Source organism: Paenibacillus jepli, from assembly GCF_047238105.1.
Taxonomy (GTDB): Bacteria; Bacillota; Bacilli; order Paenibacillales; family Paenibacillaceae; genus Paenibacillus_D.
Genome location: NZ_JBDFMD010000001.1, coordinates 1,561,691 through 1,577,102, shown reverse-complemented (window position 1 = coordinate 1,577,102; position 15,412 = coordinate 1,561,691). Strand labels below are relative to the sequence as shown.

The 15,412-nt window shown below is 49.9% G+C and carries 14 protein-coding genes; 8 read left to right on the top strand and 6 right to left on the bottom strand.

Annotated features, from left to right (window positions below; translation table 11 throughout):
• Window positions 1-62: 62 nt before the first annotated feature.
• From ABC336_RS07080 to ABC336_RS07060, 5 genes are all read right to left on the bottom strand, one after another.
• Window positions 63-311, bottom strand: a complete 249-nt coding sequence (locus ABC336_RS07080) for a DoxX family protein (protein WP_413242457.1) — start codon at window positions 309-311, stop codon at window positions 63-65.
• A 371-nt stretch (window positions 312-682) separates the two neighbouring features.
• Window positions 683-1,330, bottom strand: a complete 648-nt coding sequence (locus ABC336_RS07075; RefSeq protein ID WP_413238011.1) for an FMN-dependent NADH-azoreductase — start codon at window positions 1,328-1,330, stop codon at window positions 683-685.
• 40 nt (window positions 1,331-1,370) lie between these two features.
• A complete protein-coding gene (locus ABC336_RS07070) occupies window positions 1,371-1,850 on the bottom strand; it encodes a carboxymuconolactone decarboxylase family protein (protein ID WP_413238010.1) in 480 nt (159 codons plus the stop codon).
• A gap of 89 nt (window positions 1,851-1,939) precedes the next feature.
• On the bottom strand, window positions 1,940-3,094 hold the full coding sequence (locus ABC336_RS07065; protein WP_413238009.1) for an MFS transporter: 1,155 nt from the start codon (window positions 3,092-3,094) through the stop codon (window positions 1,940-1,942).
• A gap of 117 nt (window positions 3,095-3,211) precedes the next feature.
• Window positions 3,212-3,796, bottom strand: a complete 585-nt coding sequence (locus ABC336_RS07060) for a TetR/AcrR family transcriptional regulator (RefSeq protein WP_413238008.1) — start codon at window positions 3,794-3,796, stop codon at window positions 3,212-3,214.
• A 296-nt stretch (window positions 3,797-4,092) separates the two neighbouring features.
• Here ABC336_RS07060 and ABC336_RS07055 point away from each other — a divergent pair, with 296 nt between their 5' ends.
• From ABC336_RS07055 to ABC336_RS07030, 6 genes are all read left to right on the top strand, one after another.
• Window positions 4,093-4,992, top strand: a complete 900-nt coding sequence (locus ABC336_RS07055) for an ABC transporter permease (protein WP_413238007.1) — start codon at window positions 4,093-4,095, stop codon at window positions 4,990-4,992.
• A 9-nt stretch (window positions 4,993-5,001) separates the two neighbouring features.
• Window positions 5,002-5,877 (top strand): carbohydrate ABC transporter permease, encoded by an 876-nt coding sequence (locus ABC336_RS07050; RefSeq protein ID WP_413238006.1) that lies wholly within the window; start codon window positions 5,002-5,004, stop codon window positions 5,875-5,877.
• A 25-nt stretch (window positions 5,878-5,902) separates the two neighbouring features.
• Window positions 5,903-7,486: an extracellular solute-binding protein gene (locus ABC336_RS07045; RefSeq protein ID WP_413238005.1), complete on the top strand. Its 1,584-nt coding sequence runs from the start codon at window positions 5,903-5,905 to the stop codon at window positions 7,484-7,486.
• Window positions 7,487-7,578: 92 nt separating this feature from the next.
• A complete protein-coding gene (locus ABC336_RS07040; protein WP_413238004.1) occupies window positions 7,579-9,816 on the top strand; it encodes a helix-turn-helix domain-containing protein in 2,238 nt (745 codons plus the stop codon).
• Window positions 9,817-9,827: 11 nt separating this feature from the next.
• A complete protein-coding gene (locus tag ABC336_RS07035; RefSeq protein ID WP_413238003.1) occupies window positions 9,828-12,056 on the top strand; it encodes a family 78 glycoside hydrolase catalytic domain in 2,229 nt (742 codons plus the stop codon).
• 35 nt (window positions 12,057-12,091) lie between these two features.
• Window positions 12,092-12,934: a polysaccharide deacetylase family protein gene (locus tag ABC336_RS07030; protein ID WP_413238002.1), complete on the top strand. Its 843-nt coding sequence runs from the start codon at window positions 12,092-12,094 to the stop codon at window positions 12,932-12,934.
• Here ABC336_RS07030 and ABC336_RS07025 read toward each other — a convergent pair.
• Window positions 12,861-13,346 carry a VOC family protein gene (locus tag ABC336_RS07025; RefSeq protein ID WP_413238001.1) on the bottom strand — a complete coding sequence of 162 codons (486 nt, stop codon included), beginning with the start codon at window positions 13,344-13,346 and terminating at the stop codon, window positions 12,861-12,863. The two genes, ABC336_RS07030 and ABC336_RS07025, sit on opposite strands and share 74 nt — an antisense overlap.
• Before the next feature lie 102 nt (window positions 13,347-13,448).
• Here ABC336_RS07025 and ABC336_RS07020 point away from each other — a divergent pair, with 102 nt between their 5' ends.
• Together ABC336_RS07020 and ABC336_RS07015 are read left to right on the top strand one after the other, a co-directional pair.
• Window positions 13,449-14,378, top strand: coding sequence for a helix-turn-helix transcriptional regulator (locus tag ABC336_RS07020; RefSeq protein ID WP_413238000.1), 930 nt, complete (start codon window positions 13,449-13,451; stop codon window positions 14,376-14,378).
• Window positions 14,379-14,473: 95 nt separating this feature from the next.
• Complete coding sequence (locus tag ABC336_RS07015; protein WP_413237999.1) at window positions 14,474-15,373, top strand: methyltransferase domain-containing protein; 900 nt, start codon at window positions 14,474-14,476, stop codon at window positions 15,371-15,373.
• The last annotated feature ends 39 nt before the right edge of the window (window positions 15,374-15,412 follow it).

Here is a 15,412-nt window from a genome sequence, read left to right as displayed (position 1 = left end):
GGTGCTGTTTTGTATGTTCTTCCTGCTGGAGTCGGAGTTTACAAGCAGGTAGAGATACGTTTCTAAGATACAGAAAGCATCAGACCATCCGCATTAATTATGGTTAGAATGATGATTAATGCAGTAAAGACGAGGGCCGCTGCCGTTTTGCTGATTGGATCTTTGACCCTGAAATGGGCTAAACACGCTAAGAACATAGTGACCCCAAGCCAAATACCAGCCCAGGCAACCGCCTCTACGTACCAGTAGCCAATCACGAGTAACGCTACACCGACTAGCTGGACGAAACCTGTAAAGCTCGGGTTCGACAGCTTGACCTAGAAGAAATGAAAGATTATGGTAACTTCCACTCACTCAAGTCAAATCCGTCTTCGGACCTGCTATTTCAAAATAGGTGAAGAAAGGAATGAAAATGTTATATGATGCGACAGAAAGCCAGTGGTAATTGTTTACCTATTCATCAGTTCAAGCGATTTATCAGTTGATTGATACTGCCGGACAGAACGGTTTTCTGGAGACGATCAGTGATACAAATCCATAAGGCAACAAAACAAAAAAGGGGAACTGGACTCGCACAAAAGCGAGCCCAGTTCCCTTTTTTAGATTCTTATCCCAAGCCAAGCAAATCCGTGTACCCGAAAACGAGTGCATGAGTTGGAGCGTCAAGGGGCGGTTTTCGTTTTTAAAATTCCCGTGCAACTTCGCGTGTCCGGTGGAGTGCTTTTTCTTTTATTTGTAATGCTTGATCAGGATACTCAGCCATTCCTTCGATAAAAATTCCACTAAAATTAGAAATTCCCATGAACTCCATAATGACGTTTAGGTGGCGGTGGCCCATTTCCCAACTTTCGGCAGGTGACTGTGAGCCAGGTGACATTATACTGCCACTGGCTTGAATGTGAATCGCTTTTTTGTCAGAAAGCAAGCCGATCCTGCCAACATCGGGAAGATATTTGAAAGTCTTGCCCACTATGCAGATGCAGTCAATATATGCTTTCAATATCGGAGGATAAGAGTAGTTCCAAATAGGGCTGACAAAGACATATTTGTCTGCAGCCACAAATTGATCAACTAGTTCATTGATGCGCCCGACTTTCTTTTTCTCATTCACGCTTAACTCTTCGAAAGCTGTGCCGGTTTTAAGCTTTTCCCATCCGTTAAAAACGTCTGCATCCAAGTGCGGAATATCCATCTTAAACAAATCGAGATGAATCACCTCTTCTAGGGGATGGACGGTACGGTAAGCTTGTAAAAATTCTTTTCCGGCCGCCATGGCATGCGATTGCGCATCGTCGAAAGGATGGGCGGTGATATAAAGTACGGTTCCCATAAAAACGTAATCCCTTCCTTTTTGAGGATTGACTGCCGATTTAATCGCGAGTGGCCGAGACATCCACCAGTTGTCGTGTTGAAACATTAATCCGGTTATAAAGATTAACCGTCGCAATGCCTGTGATGAGTGTAGCCAGTGCGCCTTCATCATAGTGAATGGAAGCCTTCTGGTACACATCGTCCGGTACCGGATCGGTACAGTCTTGAAGGCGGGTCATCGATTCACTGAGTGCCAGAGCCGCGCGTTCAGCATCCGTGAAATTTGATGCTTCTCGCCATGCGGATACAACGTAGAGCCGTACCGCCGATTCACCTGCATTCATAGCATTGCGGGAATGAAGATCCACGCAGACGCTATCACCATTAATTTGGCTGGCGCGAAGGTAAGCAAGAAACAGGGTGCGGGCGGGCAAAGCATTTTTTTCTGCAGACGCAAATAACGCCTTGCCCAGCGTTTGCAAAGCTTGGCCTACTTCGGGCAAACCCATAAGGGGATTGCTCATTCTGGATGGTTGCATAAGATACTCTCTCCTTTGTAATTGGATATAGAAGCCTTCCGTTATGCCTCTCACTGCAATGACGTATTGGATAGGGAAAGTGTGACAACTCAAACCTGACGATAGGATTTTGTGCTTACAAGGGGCACCAGCGAAATTACGCCAAGTGTGCCTAAGATGGCGCCAACCCATAAAGGAGAGATCAGACCATATCCCATGCTTATCGTCAGCCCCCCGATGGAAGAGCCGATAACAACTCCAAATGTGATGACCGATGAATGTACGGAGTTAACCAGGGAGCCATCGTTTGCTGCTTTCATCACCCGGGCGGCCATGGCTGGATTCATAGGTACCCCGACAAGTCCAAGCACGACAAGCATGAGGATCGTAATGATAGCATTTTGAGAAAAAATGGTGAAAATAACCAGGCAGACCGTTAAGGTAATAAGCCCATACCACAGAATCGGGATCGTGTAACGATCTGCAAATCTACCTACAACTATATTCCCTACCACGGTTGCAGCACCGTAGAAAGCTAATAGAAAGGGGACAACGGCTGAATCAAAGCCAGTTATTTCTGTGAGAATAGGTGTGAGATAGCTAAATGCGGCAAATGTTGCTCCTATGATGAGTGTGCTTGTTGTGAAAGCAGCCCAGAGCTTACGATTTTTAAAGACGTTCAATTCTTTTTTTAGGCTGATTGAAGTCGTATTAGAAAGGGAAGGAGAAGGAATGATCTTCTGTACCACCAAACCAGCAAACAATACCAACACAGCCACAAGCCAAAAGGTTATGCGCCAACCAAATTGCTGATCAATGAATATGGCCATGGGAAGCCCCACAACCTTAGAAATCATTAACCCCCCAAGCACAACTGAGACCGCCCTCCCGCGGAACTCAGCTCCAGCAAGATTGACCGCAATTGCAATCGATACGCCAAAGCAAGCCGACGAAGCCACACCGGTAATGACTCTTGCTGCGAACATCATTTCATAGCTGGTGGCCAACGCACCGAGCACCTGACCTGCAAAAAAAGCAGTGATCAGAGTTAATAGCGCCTTCTTGTATGTAACCTTCAGCAGCCCCAATGTGATCAACGGGCCGCCCACCACCATACCTGCAGCATACGCAGAGATCAGATAGCCTATCGCCGGGATGGATACTCCAAACTCCTCTGAAAGTGAAGGCATCATACCCGCCACCATAAATTCTGAGGTGGTCATTGCGAATATGGTTAAACCCAAGACGTAAATAGCATATGGCACAACAAATCCTCCTAATTTAATTTTTTACCATTAAGTACAAAATTGCTTGAAAAAAAGTGCTGCTGAAAGAAATCGCGCAGCAGCTTAATCACTTTAATTATTCTTCAAGACCATCTTTTAAGATAGAGCTGCTAAAGCCCCTTCTATTCCAGCATGCAGTACATCATCACTTTGTACCATCTGCCCCAATACGCATAAACCGTAATAGCTCGTTAGAAAGAAGCGAGCAAGCTCAATTGCCGATCGCTCGGATGTAATTTCACCTGATTCTATGCCTTCCTCCATAACTCCAAGCAACGATTTCTCTAGCTGTTGAACATGTTGTTCTACAAGACGTTTCACTGCCTTTTCGTTCCCTGCTTGTTCCATTGCGCTTTTAATAGCCAGGCACCCCCGGCGTTCAGATGTTTGTGGATCAACATGCATTCCCCATTTTATCAATTCACGCAACCGATCTTTAATAGGAATGGGACGGCGTAGAATTTCCTTTTGAACTTGGATACCTATTTCTTGATATCGTTGCAGGGCTAGCTCAAAAAGTTCATGTTTGCTGCCGAAAGCGTTGTATAGACTCCCTTTCCCAAGGCCAGTTTGTTCACAAAGTTCCTGAGTTGAACTTGCTTCAAAGCCTTTCTTCCAAAAAACTTCCATAGCGGCTTCGATTACGGCTGTATCCTTGAATTCACGTGGTCTTCCACTCACAGGTATCCTCCTCTCCAGTTTGTTATTATGAGCTACTGTAACACTTTTGTACCGAACAGTCAATTAACATGTTTAATCCTATAATAAAACTAAGCACCTTTTTTGACCATAGCACATTTTTTCACTCGCTTAGCCCCCTATTTTCCGCAAATTCCCGCCAGTAAAATATGGTGAGGTGAAAAAAATGTGTTGCTTGCGTGAGACCCGCCCTGCGAGCATAATGGGTGTTGGCTGCAGCCCGCTTAAACTACGCATGGAGTTTCTTGAGTTGGAAGGAAAGGGGCGGTGTAAGGAACATGTTCAAGAGCAGGCGATTTCAGTACAACATTCCATTGTTTATTATGTTTGCTCCGATAATCGCTTATTTTCTCATTTTCAGATTTGCCCCAATGGGTGGACTGATGATCGCATTTAAAAATTACAACTTCACAGACGGCATCTGGGGAAGCAGCTGGGTTGGACTGGATCACTTTCGTACCCTGTTTACCAACCCGAACATGCTGAATATCTTGCGCAACACGCTTGTGCTGAGTCTCCTGCAATTGGTGCTTGGCTTCCCGTTTCCGATTCTTTTGGCACTGATGATTAATGAAATCCGCCGATCGTGGTTCAAGAAAACCGTGCAAACCGCCGTTTTCTTTCCACATTTTCTCAATTGGGTTATTGTCGGCGGCATTGTAATCACGATTTTTGCGCAAGAAACAGGCATTATCAATACCATGATGAGATGGATAACCGGAGACAGCTACCCTTTTTTGTACAATTCGGGTTCATGGCTGGCGATCTTCATCGGATCAGGCATTTGGAAGAGTGCCGGATGGGGAGCGATTATTTATTTGGCAGCATTGGCCGGGGTTGACCAGTCACTATACGAAGCGGCTGGACTCGACGGGGCCAATCGGTTGAGACAGATGTGGCATATTTCCCTTCCTTCGATTCGACCCGTCATTTTTATCATCCTCATCCTGTCGATCGGGAGCATCATGGAGGTCGGGTTCGATCAGGTCTATATGCTGCAGAATTCAGCCGTGTCACAGATTGCCGATGTCATTTCAACCTGGAATTACAGGGTAGGCATAACCGGCGGGAGATTTAGTCTCGCTGCGGCTTTAGGATTTTTCGAATCCATTATCGGTCTCATCCTGGTGTTGACGGCCAATGCGATTGCACGCAGATTTAATCATGGATTGTGGTAGGTGATGAGGATGCGAGAATCACGAGGGGACAAAACGTTTGGTGTCGTCAATAACATCTTGCTGCTGTTGTTCAGTTTGAGCTGCCTGCTGCCCATGGTCCATCTGCTTGCTTTGTCATTCAGCTCGCAGTCGGCCATCGTATCGGGACAAGTCGGGCTGTGGCCGGTCGGTTCGACGATGCAGGCCTACGAGAAGCTATTCGAAAACAGCCGTATTTTAACCGCCTTCAAAAATAGTGTCATCATTACGATCGTTGGCGTAGCCTTGAATCTGCTCTTTACGATCTTGTGTTCATTTCCTCTGTCCCGTTCTTATATGTATGGCCGGCGATTCTTTACCTTGGCGATCGTCTTTACGATGCTGTTCTCCGGCGGACTCATTCCGGGATATTTGCTGGTCAAGTCACTGGGGCTGGTCGATACTTACGGCGCGATCTGGCTGCCGGGTCTGGTCAGTGTCTACAACATGCTGGTGATGCGTACGTTCTTTATGGGGATCCCCGAAGAATTGGTCGAATCGGCGCGGATGGACGGCGGCGGAGAATGGACTGTCTTGTTCCGGATTTTCCTGCCGCTTTCGCTGCCAGTTATCGCTGCCCTCGGGTTGTTCTATGGGGTGGGGCATTGGAATGCATTTTTCAATATGCTGATTTTCATTCACTCTCCTGATAAACACAATCTGGCTGTCATGGTCCAGCAGATGATTATGAGTCAGTCCATCATGCAGGAGATCGGCAATTTATCTCCCGAAGATTTTAAGACGATTACGCCTGAATCGATCAAATCGGCAGGCATCATCGTGATGGTTGTGCCGATGCTGCTGGTTTATCCGTTCTTGCAGAAATACTTTATCAAAGGCATGTTGATTGGCGCTGTGAAGGGTTGAGAACATCACAAGGAGGTTTTAGGGTATGAAGACAATGACAAAAAACGTTTCCCTGATGCTTGCATCACTCTTGGTATCCGTGTCTATTTTGGCTGCATGTTCATCAGGCAGCAATGAGGGAACTGCAGGTAATGATCATTCGAATGCTCCGAAAAGTCCCATTACCGTCTCGATGTATGACCGGGGCAACGTCCCCCCGGAAGTGGGCACGGTCGATAACAACTTATGGACGCAGTGGATTAATGAAACGATTCCAGTCGAATATGTTCCCGTGCCTCGCTGGGAGTCTGTGCAGCGGTTCAATACCCTTCTTGCCGCCGGCGATGCACCCGATCTCATCCTCGAATACGATAACGCGTATCGCAATCAATTATATTTGCAGAAGCAATTGATGCCGATCGAAGAGCTGATCGAGCAGCACAGCGTGGAATACAAAGCATTGCTGGAGGAATTCCCGCTGCTGCGGCAATTGGGCACCAAATCGGATGGTCAGCTCTATGAGTTTGGACGATTGCTGGGCTACATACCGGGCGGATATCTGTTTATCCGGGAGGATCTGTTGGAAGCAGCTGGACTCGAGGTGCCGCAGACGGTGGAGGAAGCACATGAAGCGATGAAGAAGGTCAAAGCGGAGCAGCTGGCCACGTTCGGCACAAATATGAGCGGTTACAATTGGATAGATGTTGCTTTTCAGAATACGACGTGGGTGCTTGAAGATGGCGACATGGTGAAGGATTGGGAACGTGTTGCGGCTGCCACCCGATATAAGAAGCAGCTTTTTGACGAAGGGCTGGTTGACAGGGATTATATGACGGATAAAAATGGAGAGAAGGCGTTGCAAGATTTTGTACAAGGCAACACGTTCATGTTTGGATTCGCGGGGAATGCCTTACTCGTCTATAATAATTATGAAACCTTGAAAAGCAATGTGCCGGACGCGAAGCTTGCTGTCATCCCGCTGCCCCGCAGCGAGTTCGGTCAGTTCAGCCCCTATTTTAACGATCCGGTCCAGATGACCGGCGTGGTCAATATCAAAGCGGCAGATCCGGAATCGGTGATGCGCTATGTAGATCTGATGAGCAGTGAAGCGATGGCTCATACGCTGAAGTATGGACAGGAAGGCGTTCATTATGAGATGGTTGACGGCGTAGAGCAGACCTTGGATCAGGACAAATACGAAAAAGAGGTCAGCTGGCTGGGAGACTATCGGATGTTGGGCGGACAACATATTATTAATGAGTTCACCAAGTATCTGGAGGATTTGGACCAGTCAGATCCATTCGATAAAGAGGTTCACACCCTGCTGGAAACGGCGTTTAACCTCTACATTGACAGAGAACGGCCCTTGCCGGAAGTGACCAAATACATGCCCGGGCTGCCGGATGATATCCAGTTTGTCGTCTCCAATGTCAATGAGCCCATGTCCGATCTGTGGAGCAGAGCTATCGTCGGCGGCAGCAGCGCAACGGTCGAGAAGACGCTGGAGGAGGCGAAGACATTGTGGTCCAGATCTGACGGTGAACAAGTCGAACAGTTCTATCTGGAATGGTATAGAGAAAACAAAGACACATGGGTTTTCACAGAAGATCTCTACGATATGAATTTCTAATTTGGTGAAGGCGGCTTCTGTCTGCAGCGTCTGTTGCAGACAGAAGCCTCATGTTATGATGCGATTAGGGGTGAAAGAAGGTGAGCCAGGAAATGAAAACGCGTTCATGGTTTAATCGCTTGCTATTCACCTATCTGCCTATTTTTTACCTGTCAGTTGGCATGCTTGTGTTTATTTTTCTGATGGTGATCAACCAGCTTATGGAGCGTCAAATGACGCATATGAGCGAAAGCTATGGCAAATATGTGACGCAGCAGATAGAATCCTCTTTGCAAAACATAGAACAGCTCATGATTACCGAGATTCATAACAATCCGGAGATTAAGCAATATGTGTATGGAGTAGACGACGAGCTGAACAACCGTTATATGCTGGAGAGAAGCTTGTTTAAGAAGTTCAATTCCTATCTGATCGATTTCCCTTTGATTGACTCGATTTATATTGTGCGGTTCTCAGACCATAGGGTGCTCAGCACGAGTGTGTCTGCGCCGCTGCAAGAGTTTGGAGACCGCTTATTTATTGAGCCGAAGCTGGAAGGATCGATCCCTCTGGAGTGGAGCGGGATCCGTCCGTTTAAAGTGTTCCCGACCGATCAGCATGACTACGCCGTGGTTTCCCTTGCCAAATCGATAACGCTGGGGTCCCAGGCCCGCGGCATTCTTGTAGCGAATGTGTCGGGGGCTGCGATTCAGAGGATGGTTCGCGGGATGAATACGTTAAATGTCAGTTCGACCTCTATCTATGATCAGAACGGGGTGCCCGTCTTTGAAACTGCACCAGATTCCGGGACGATGCTCGCCTCTGTCAACTCCCATTATACCCATTGGAATATTCAAACCGGGGTGCAGGATAAGGTAAATTACAGTATTGTCTCCAGTCTCAAGGAGGTTTGGACCGTCATTGGGTTTGCATCCCTTATCTTTTTTTCAGGGTTGATGATCTACTTTGCCCGCAGGTACACGTATCCCATTGACCGGATGATGAGCAGCATCAAGAAATATTTGAAATCCCGACCCGAGGAGCTGCCTGATATCCTTCATGAGCATCCGGACTATATTGACCGGGCTGTACACCACTTGATCGATGTCGCCAACCAGATCAGTGATGTCCATAAAGAAAATAGTTTGCACCGGCAAAAGCAATTTTTTGTGGATCTGATTCGTGGCAATGTCGTGGAAGAACAGGAAAAAGGAAACGAGTGGGTTGAGGAATTGTACGGATATGCCGATTATCATATTGCGGTTGTTATGATTGATCGTTACGATGAATTCTGCTCGGTGTATCCTGTTCGAGACCAATACCTGTTGAAATATGTGATGTCGAATGTAGCCCAGGAAGTAGCCAAGTCCTACGAAGTGATGATTACTGTAGAATGGCTGGATAGCGGTCGCATGGCTATGCTATTCAAACTCAGCGAGCACAATCCTTTAACGAAGGAAAAGATATGCACCATAACCGAGGCTTTGCGCAATTGGATTAACAGCAATCTCGATTATGCGGTATCCATTGGTGTTGGAGCTTCTGCAGCTGCGATAACCGACATCGCCCGTTCGTTCAAAGAAGCGGAGGAAGCGCTGTCCTACAAAAAATCGGTAGGCGGGAACCGGGTCATCGCCTATTGGGAGCTGGAGGGGAATGTATTTGCCGGGATGCCCAAACAACTGCAGTCGATCCGCGACATTGCCGAATCGTTCAAACGCCGCAATATGGAATGGAAGGGACACTTTGACGGCCTGATGGATACTGTACAAGGCAAATATTTTCATCCCCATGATATTGTCAATTTACTTCATTTCATGCTCTTTCACATCTCCAAGGAAGTATCTGAGCTGCCGCTTCCTTACCGTGAAGTCTGGGACGCGGCCATGGTGGAGCTGAATAAGGAATTGGAACATTTCGAATCCATAGTCTCGCTGCGTCACACCTTTGCGACGGTCTTGACTGCGGCGATCGAGCAGATGAATACCTTGCGTCCGGGCCGCAGCAGTCAGGAGCTGCTCGAGGAAGCCAAAGTCTACATCGAGCAGCAGTACAGCAACCCCGATCTGAGCCTGCAGCTGCTAAGCGACAAATTTCAAATCAACCAAAGTTATTTGAGCCGTCTATTCAAGGATACCTACAGCGAGAATTTCGTGGATTATTTGACAAGAGTACGTATGGATCGGGCCCGTCACTTGCTCATTCATACGGACGAACAGATTGGGCAGATCTCACAGCAGGTCGGGTATGCCCATTATTTTTCCTTTAATCGCATGTTCAAACGAATCTCCGGTGTCACGCCGGGAGAATACCGCAAGCAATTTACTTCCTCCAAGCGGGAAGCAGAATAGGAGCAGTGAATATGAATCGAGAACAAAGGATAAGTTGGATTGGCGATGCTGCGTTTGCAGCTTCCCGCAAACTGGATATACGTCATAAAGAAATGGAGGCTGCTCCTGAGGCCGGTCAGCATCCGGATGATCTGCTCAACCATCACCTGCTGCTTCGCAAATCATTTGATTGCGGGGACACCGCGCCGGTTCAGGCAACTTTGTCTATCAGTGCCGACGATTACTGCAAAGTATATATTAATGGCCAGTATGTCGCTGAAGGACCGGCGCAGGGTTATCCGGACAGATATTATTATCAACGATTAGAGATTCAGTCTTACTTGCAGCCGGGACCCAATGTCATAGCGGTACATCTCTATTATCACGGTAAAATCGCCAGATCCTATACCTCCGGTGATTACCGGCATGGGTTGTGGGCGAGCCTGGAGGCGGATGGCAAGACGCTTTTGGTCAGTGATCCAAGCTGGCGGATCCAAGCGGCAGAGGAGTTCACAGCCAAAACGACCCTCGGTTATGACACCCAATACCACGAACATATCGACAGCCGCTTGGCAGCGACGGGCTGGCGCGAGCTGGACTTTGATGATCGCTCTTGGTCGCCTGCCGCCCTGCAGCCGGGTATGGAGGATATGCAGCTGATTGCCCAACCCACGCCTCCGGTACAGTTATCCACCCGGTATCCTGCGGAGATTCGCCGGATTGGCGAAGATCGGCTCTGGATCGATTTTGGCCAGGAGATCACGGGAGCCTTGCGAGTGAAGGCTTCTGGAGCAGCGGGGCAAGTGGTGGAGATCGGCTGCGGGGAAGAGCTGCTGGACGATGGCCATGTACGCAGTACCATGCGCTGCAACTGCGATTACCGGGACCGGTGGACGTTGTCGGGCGGTGAAGGGGATGTGTTGGAGTGGTTTGATTATAAAGCCTTCCGGTATGCCGAGATCATCACGCCGCCAGGTGTACAGGTGGATCAGGAGAGCATCTATGCCGCCGTTCGTCACTATCCTGTCGATGAAGCGGGTGGACAGCTGCGATCCGATTCGCAGCTGCTGGATGCGATCTGGCACATTTGCCGGCAAGCCGTTGTGTACGGCACCCAAGATTATTATACGGATTGTCCCTCCAGAGAGAAGGGCGGCTATCTGGGTGACAACACGATCATTGCCCAGTCTCATTTTTACATTAGCGGGGATTTGCGGCTGTTCAAAAAAGCGTTGGAGGACTTCGCGGCCACGACATCGATATGCCCGGGCATGATGGCTGTTACGCCAGGCAGTCTGATGCAGGAGATCGCCGATTACTCCCTGCAATGGCCGATGCAGGTGCTGATGTATTACAAGCATAGCGGGGATGTGGCATTTGTGAAACGGATGCTGCCTTACGCGCAAGGTCTGGTTGCCCATTTCCAAGCGTTCGGCGGGGCTGATGGTCTGCTGCATAACGTAAATGACAAGTGGAATCTGGTAGACTGGCCGGTAGGCTTCCTGGACGGGTACGATTTTCCTCTGACCAGACCAGTGGGACCCGGATGTCATAATGTGATCAATGCGTTTTATCGGGATGCGCTCCGGAGTACGAATGAACTGATGAAGATCGCGGGCGAGGAGGGGACGTTGTATGATCTGGCAGCCTTCGATGCCGCGTTCCATCGTGCTTTTTGGGATGAGGACGCAGGATTATACCGGGATGCTACCCGCTCGTCCCATCATTCGCTGCATGCCAATATGCTGCCGATGGCATTTGGTATGGTGCCTGGCAGCAGCCGGTCAGGCGTAGTGGCCTTTCTCAAACAAAAACGGTTGTCCTGCGGCGTATACATGGCCTATTTCTATCTGCGTGCGCTCGCCGCGGCGGGCGAGTACACGGCGATCTGGGACACCATCTTAAGTCAAGAGCCGCATGAATATCCATCGTCTGACCCTAATGATCCGGATGCGGTAACGGTGACGTACGGCTATTGGGCGAACATGGTCAAGGAAGGGGCTACCACATGCTTCGAAGCCTGGTCCAAAGAACTCAAGTGGAACACCAGTCTGTGCCACCCGTGGGCCAGCTCGCCGATTCCGATTATTATCGAAGACATCCTCGGCGTCCAGCCAGCCGAGCCGGGCTGGGGCAGCATCTTACTGCGCCCGCATCTTCCGCCGGATATGCCTGATGTGGAATTGACCTTGCTCTTGCCCTGCGGGAGCGTTCTTGTCCAGGTGAGGAATGGCGAGGTGACGGTGCATCCGCTTACTTAGCATCTGGTGAACAACAAAAAACAGGAGGCATAAAAATGGCCAGCATTCTCATGTGCTACCCGGAGGGACGGCACAAAGCACTGACACTGAGCTACGATGACGGCCGGTTCGCCGATCGGCGGCTGGTGGAGATCTTCAACCGGTACGGGCTCAAGGGGACCTTTCATATCAACGCCGGCCTGCTGGGTGCGCCGGATCGCCTGGCTGCGGAAGAAGCGGTCAAGCTGTATGAGGGCCATGAGATCTCGGCCCATACGCTGACGCACCCGACGATTGCCCGCTGCCCGAATGAGCAGATCATCCATGAAGTGATGGAGGACCGCCGCCAGCTGGAGCGGATCACCGGTTATCCCGTCCGGGGGATGTCCTATCCGAACGGCTCGTACAGTCCGCGGGTAAAAGCGCTGCTGCCGGGGCTCGGCATCCAGTACGCCCGCGTCGTGGCAAGTACGGGGCAGTACGGCTTGCCTCACGACTTGTTGGAGTGGCAGCCGACCTGCCATCACAATTATGATCTGATGAAGCATGCCGAAGCGTTCGCTGCTCTGCATAAGCAGCAGTATTTGTACTTGATGTATGTATGGGGACACAGCTATGAGTTTGACAACGACAACAATTGGCATCTCATGGAGGAATTCGGGGCTTTCATCGGAGGCAAGTCGGACATTTGGTATTGCACCAATATGGCGTTCGTGGACTATGTCAAAGCCTTCGAAAACTTAAGATTCGCGGCGGATCTGAGCTTTGTCTATAACCCGTCAGCCGCCGACGTCTGGCTGCAGACGAACGGCGGCACGGTTCAGGTTAAGGGCGGGGAGCAGGTGTCGCTGAAGCGCCAGACAGAATACGATCAAGGAATAGATCAGCGTCACTGTTAAATTTCCAGGTCAGTCCGAACGAATCGACCAGCATGCCGAAGCAGGAAGACCAGGGCATAGCCGACAGCGGCATGATCACGTGGCCGCCAACCGACAGCTTTTCGAAATAGGTGGCCATGGCTTCTTTATCTTCAATTACGATGCTGATCAGCATCTGATTCCCTTTCACTAGCTCGCCGGTTACAGCTTTCATGGACGGCAGCAAGTCGGATATCATCAATCGGCCGCCTGCAAATTCCAGGGAAGACTCCATAATCAGCGCTTGCTCTTGTTCGGGCAAGGGATATTGGGGATCCTGCGGCATATCCCCGAACCGGACTTTCCTTACGTTGCTTGCTTCAAATACCTCGGCGTAAAATGCGATGGCTTGCTCAGCATTGCCGTCAAAATTCAAGTATGCGATGACTGCCATTTGTCATACCTCCTCTTTGTAATACATTGATTATAGGCTATAATAGGTGACATCTTAGATGTCATCTATTAAGCGTGGTCCCAAAAAAATTGGAGGCTTTCCATGAACAAAGTAGAACGGCTCATTTCGATTGTGATGATTTTACTTCAGCGGGAGGTGATGTCAGCAACCGCATTTTCAGATTTGTTCGGTGTTAGCAAAAGAACGATCCTGCGCGATATGGAGACGCTGGGTCTCGCTAATATTCCGATCTATGCGATCCATGGCGTGCACGGCGGGTATGCCATCATGGATACCTATAAGCTGGATAAGCGTCTGTTAAGTCATACGGATTTGGAACATGTATTGACAGCACTGAGCGGACTGGAGCAATTGCTCGTAAGCAGGGAAGTGGAGTCGACCGTGAGAAAAATCGAGTCTATGGTGAGTGCTGTCACTCGCAAAGAGGTAGTGCAACTCTCATTTTACCATTGGCAAGGGCGTTCCGAGCTCCTGCCTGTATTGGACTTATGCCAACAAGCTATTGTGCAAAATAGGCTGGTCTCTTTTGCATATCTGGACCGCAGGGGCATCGCAACGGATCGCACAGTGGAGCCGTATCGTCTCCATTTTAGCGAGCGGAGCTGGTATCTCAAAGGCTTCTGCCTGGAACGCCAGGCTTATCGGACCTTCAAGCTGACCCGAGCGGAGCACTTCAGACTGCAGGAAGGCCGATTCGTACCGAGGGACGACAGCTCGGAGGAGATGAGGGAAGAAGATTATCGGAGTCAGCTTGTAGCAGTCAAAATGCAGATCTCTCCTCTGGTGAGAGAACATTTCGTTGAACGATACGGCCGCAAGTGTATGGATGATTCCGACCCGGAATGTCTGATCGCTTCGATTGAAGTCCCGCAAGACGAGGAAGGCTTCCGATTTATAGCCGGCTTCGGAGCGGCCGTCAAGATCCTGGAACCCTCATCCTATGTGGAGCAATTCATGGCTTTTTTGGAGGGGATGATGCAGGTCTATAGGAGAAAAGAAAGGAAGGAATAATTGAGGTGGGCAGTTGACGGAAACTAAGATTCGCGTTATCTTAGATATAATAGATATTAATAATCTATAATAGTCAGGCTAAGGAGTTGCGGATAATGACAAACACACTTTTCGATGCAGCGGTTTGGGAACAAGCTTGGCAGGAAGATGAGCATACGCCAGTGAACAAGATGAGGAAAGCCGGTATTAACCCGGCGCGCTCATTTGATACCAAGGCCCAGACATTCGACCGTGAGGTGTTCAGCGAGGCGGGCCGGAAGCGGGCCAGACGGATCATCGGCTGGCTGGAGGATCAGGGTGTTGTGCTGGAAGGGGCGAAGATTCTGGATATCGGCGCGGCGTCGGGCGGATTTGCAGTGCCATTCGCCGAGAAGGGGGCGCACGTAACCGCGGTGGAAACTTCGCCGCCGCTAGTGGAGATGCTGGAGGCGCGCCGTGCCAGCTTGTCGCGCGGGTCGATCGATATCGTCGCCGAGCCGTTCGAGGAACTCGATCTGGAGGCCAGGGGCTGGCTGCAGAGCTTCGACCTTGTCTTCGTCTCGATGTGTCCGGTCATCGTAGACTGGGCGAGCGTGCAGCGCGTCCTGAGCTGTGCCCGCGACTATTGCTATATGAGTCTGTCTGTTGGCGGCAGGGAGCATAGTCTGTTCGATGAAGTATGGCCGCTCGTGTCCAGCTCCATCCGGACGCACGAGAACCTGGAAATGTCTTATCTGATGAATCTGCTGCTGCTCCACGGGTATGCCTATCAGTCGCTCGTCACCCGGGAGATGAAGACGACAGAACTGCCCGCAGTCGCAGCGTTGGAGGAGGTCCTGTCTTTGCTAAAGATGTATGATATCCCCGCAGATGAGCGCGTCCGGGGGATCGTCACCGACCATCTGGAGCGCAGCTATCCACAGGGACCAGTGACGATCAGCCAGGGCGGCCGCTTCGGCAAGGTGCTCGTACGATTGAGCGACCAGCGCATGTACAGCAGAGAGGAGCGCGACTAGCTTGCATTACGTACGCGGCAATTGCTGCGGAGGCGTTCT

Coding starts and splice junctions, on each gene's coding strand:
- ABC336_RS07050 (WP_413238006.1), top strand. CDS start 5,002: ATGCGAGAATCACGAGGGGACAAAACGTTTGGTGTCGTCAATAACATC.
- ABC336_RS07075 (WP_413238011.1), bottom strand. CDS start 1,330: ATGGGAACCGTACTTTATATCACCGCCCATCCTTTCGACGATGCGCAA.
- ABC336_RS07040 (WP_413238004.1), top strand. CDS start 7,579: ATGAAAACGCGTTCATGGTTTAATCGCTTGCTATTCACCTATCTGCCT.
- ABC336_RS07055 (WP_413238007.1), top strand. CDS start 4,093: ATGTTCAAGAGCAGGCGATTTCAGTACAACATTCCATTGTTTATTATG.
- ABC336_RS07020 (WP_413238000.1), top strand. CDS start 13,449: ATGAACAAAGTAGAACGGCTCATTTCGATTGTGATGATTTTACTTCAG.
- ABC336_RS07035 (WP_413238003.1), top strand. CDS start 9,828: ATGAATCGAGAACAAAGGATAAGTTGGATTGGCGATGCTGCGTTTGCA.
- ABC336_RS07070 (WP_413238010.1), bottom strand. CDS start 1,850: ATGCAACCATCCAGAATGAGCAATCCCCTTATGGGTTTGCCCGAAGTA.
- ABC336_RS07025 (WP_413238001.1), bottom strand. CDS start 13,346: ATGGCAGTCATCGCATACTTGAATTTTGACGGCAATGCTGAGCAAGCC.
- ABC336_RS07045 (WP_413238005.1), top strand. CDS start 5,903: ATGAAGACAATGACAAAAAACGTTTCCCTGATGCTTGCATCACTCTTG.
- ABC336_RS07030 (WP_413238002.1), top strand. CDS start 12,092: ATGGCCAGCATTCTCATGTGCTACCCGGAGGGACGGCACAAAGCACTG.
- ABC336_RS07015 (WP_413237999.1), top strand. CDS start 14,474: ATGACAAACACACTTTTCGATGCAGCGGTTTGGGAACAAGCTTGGCAG.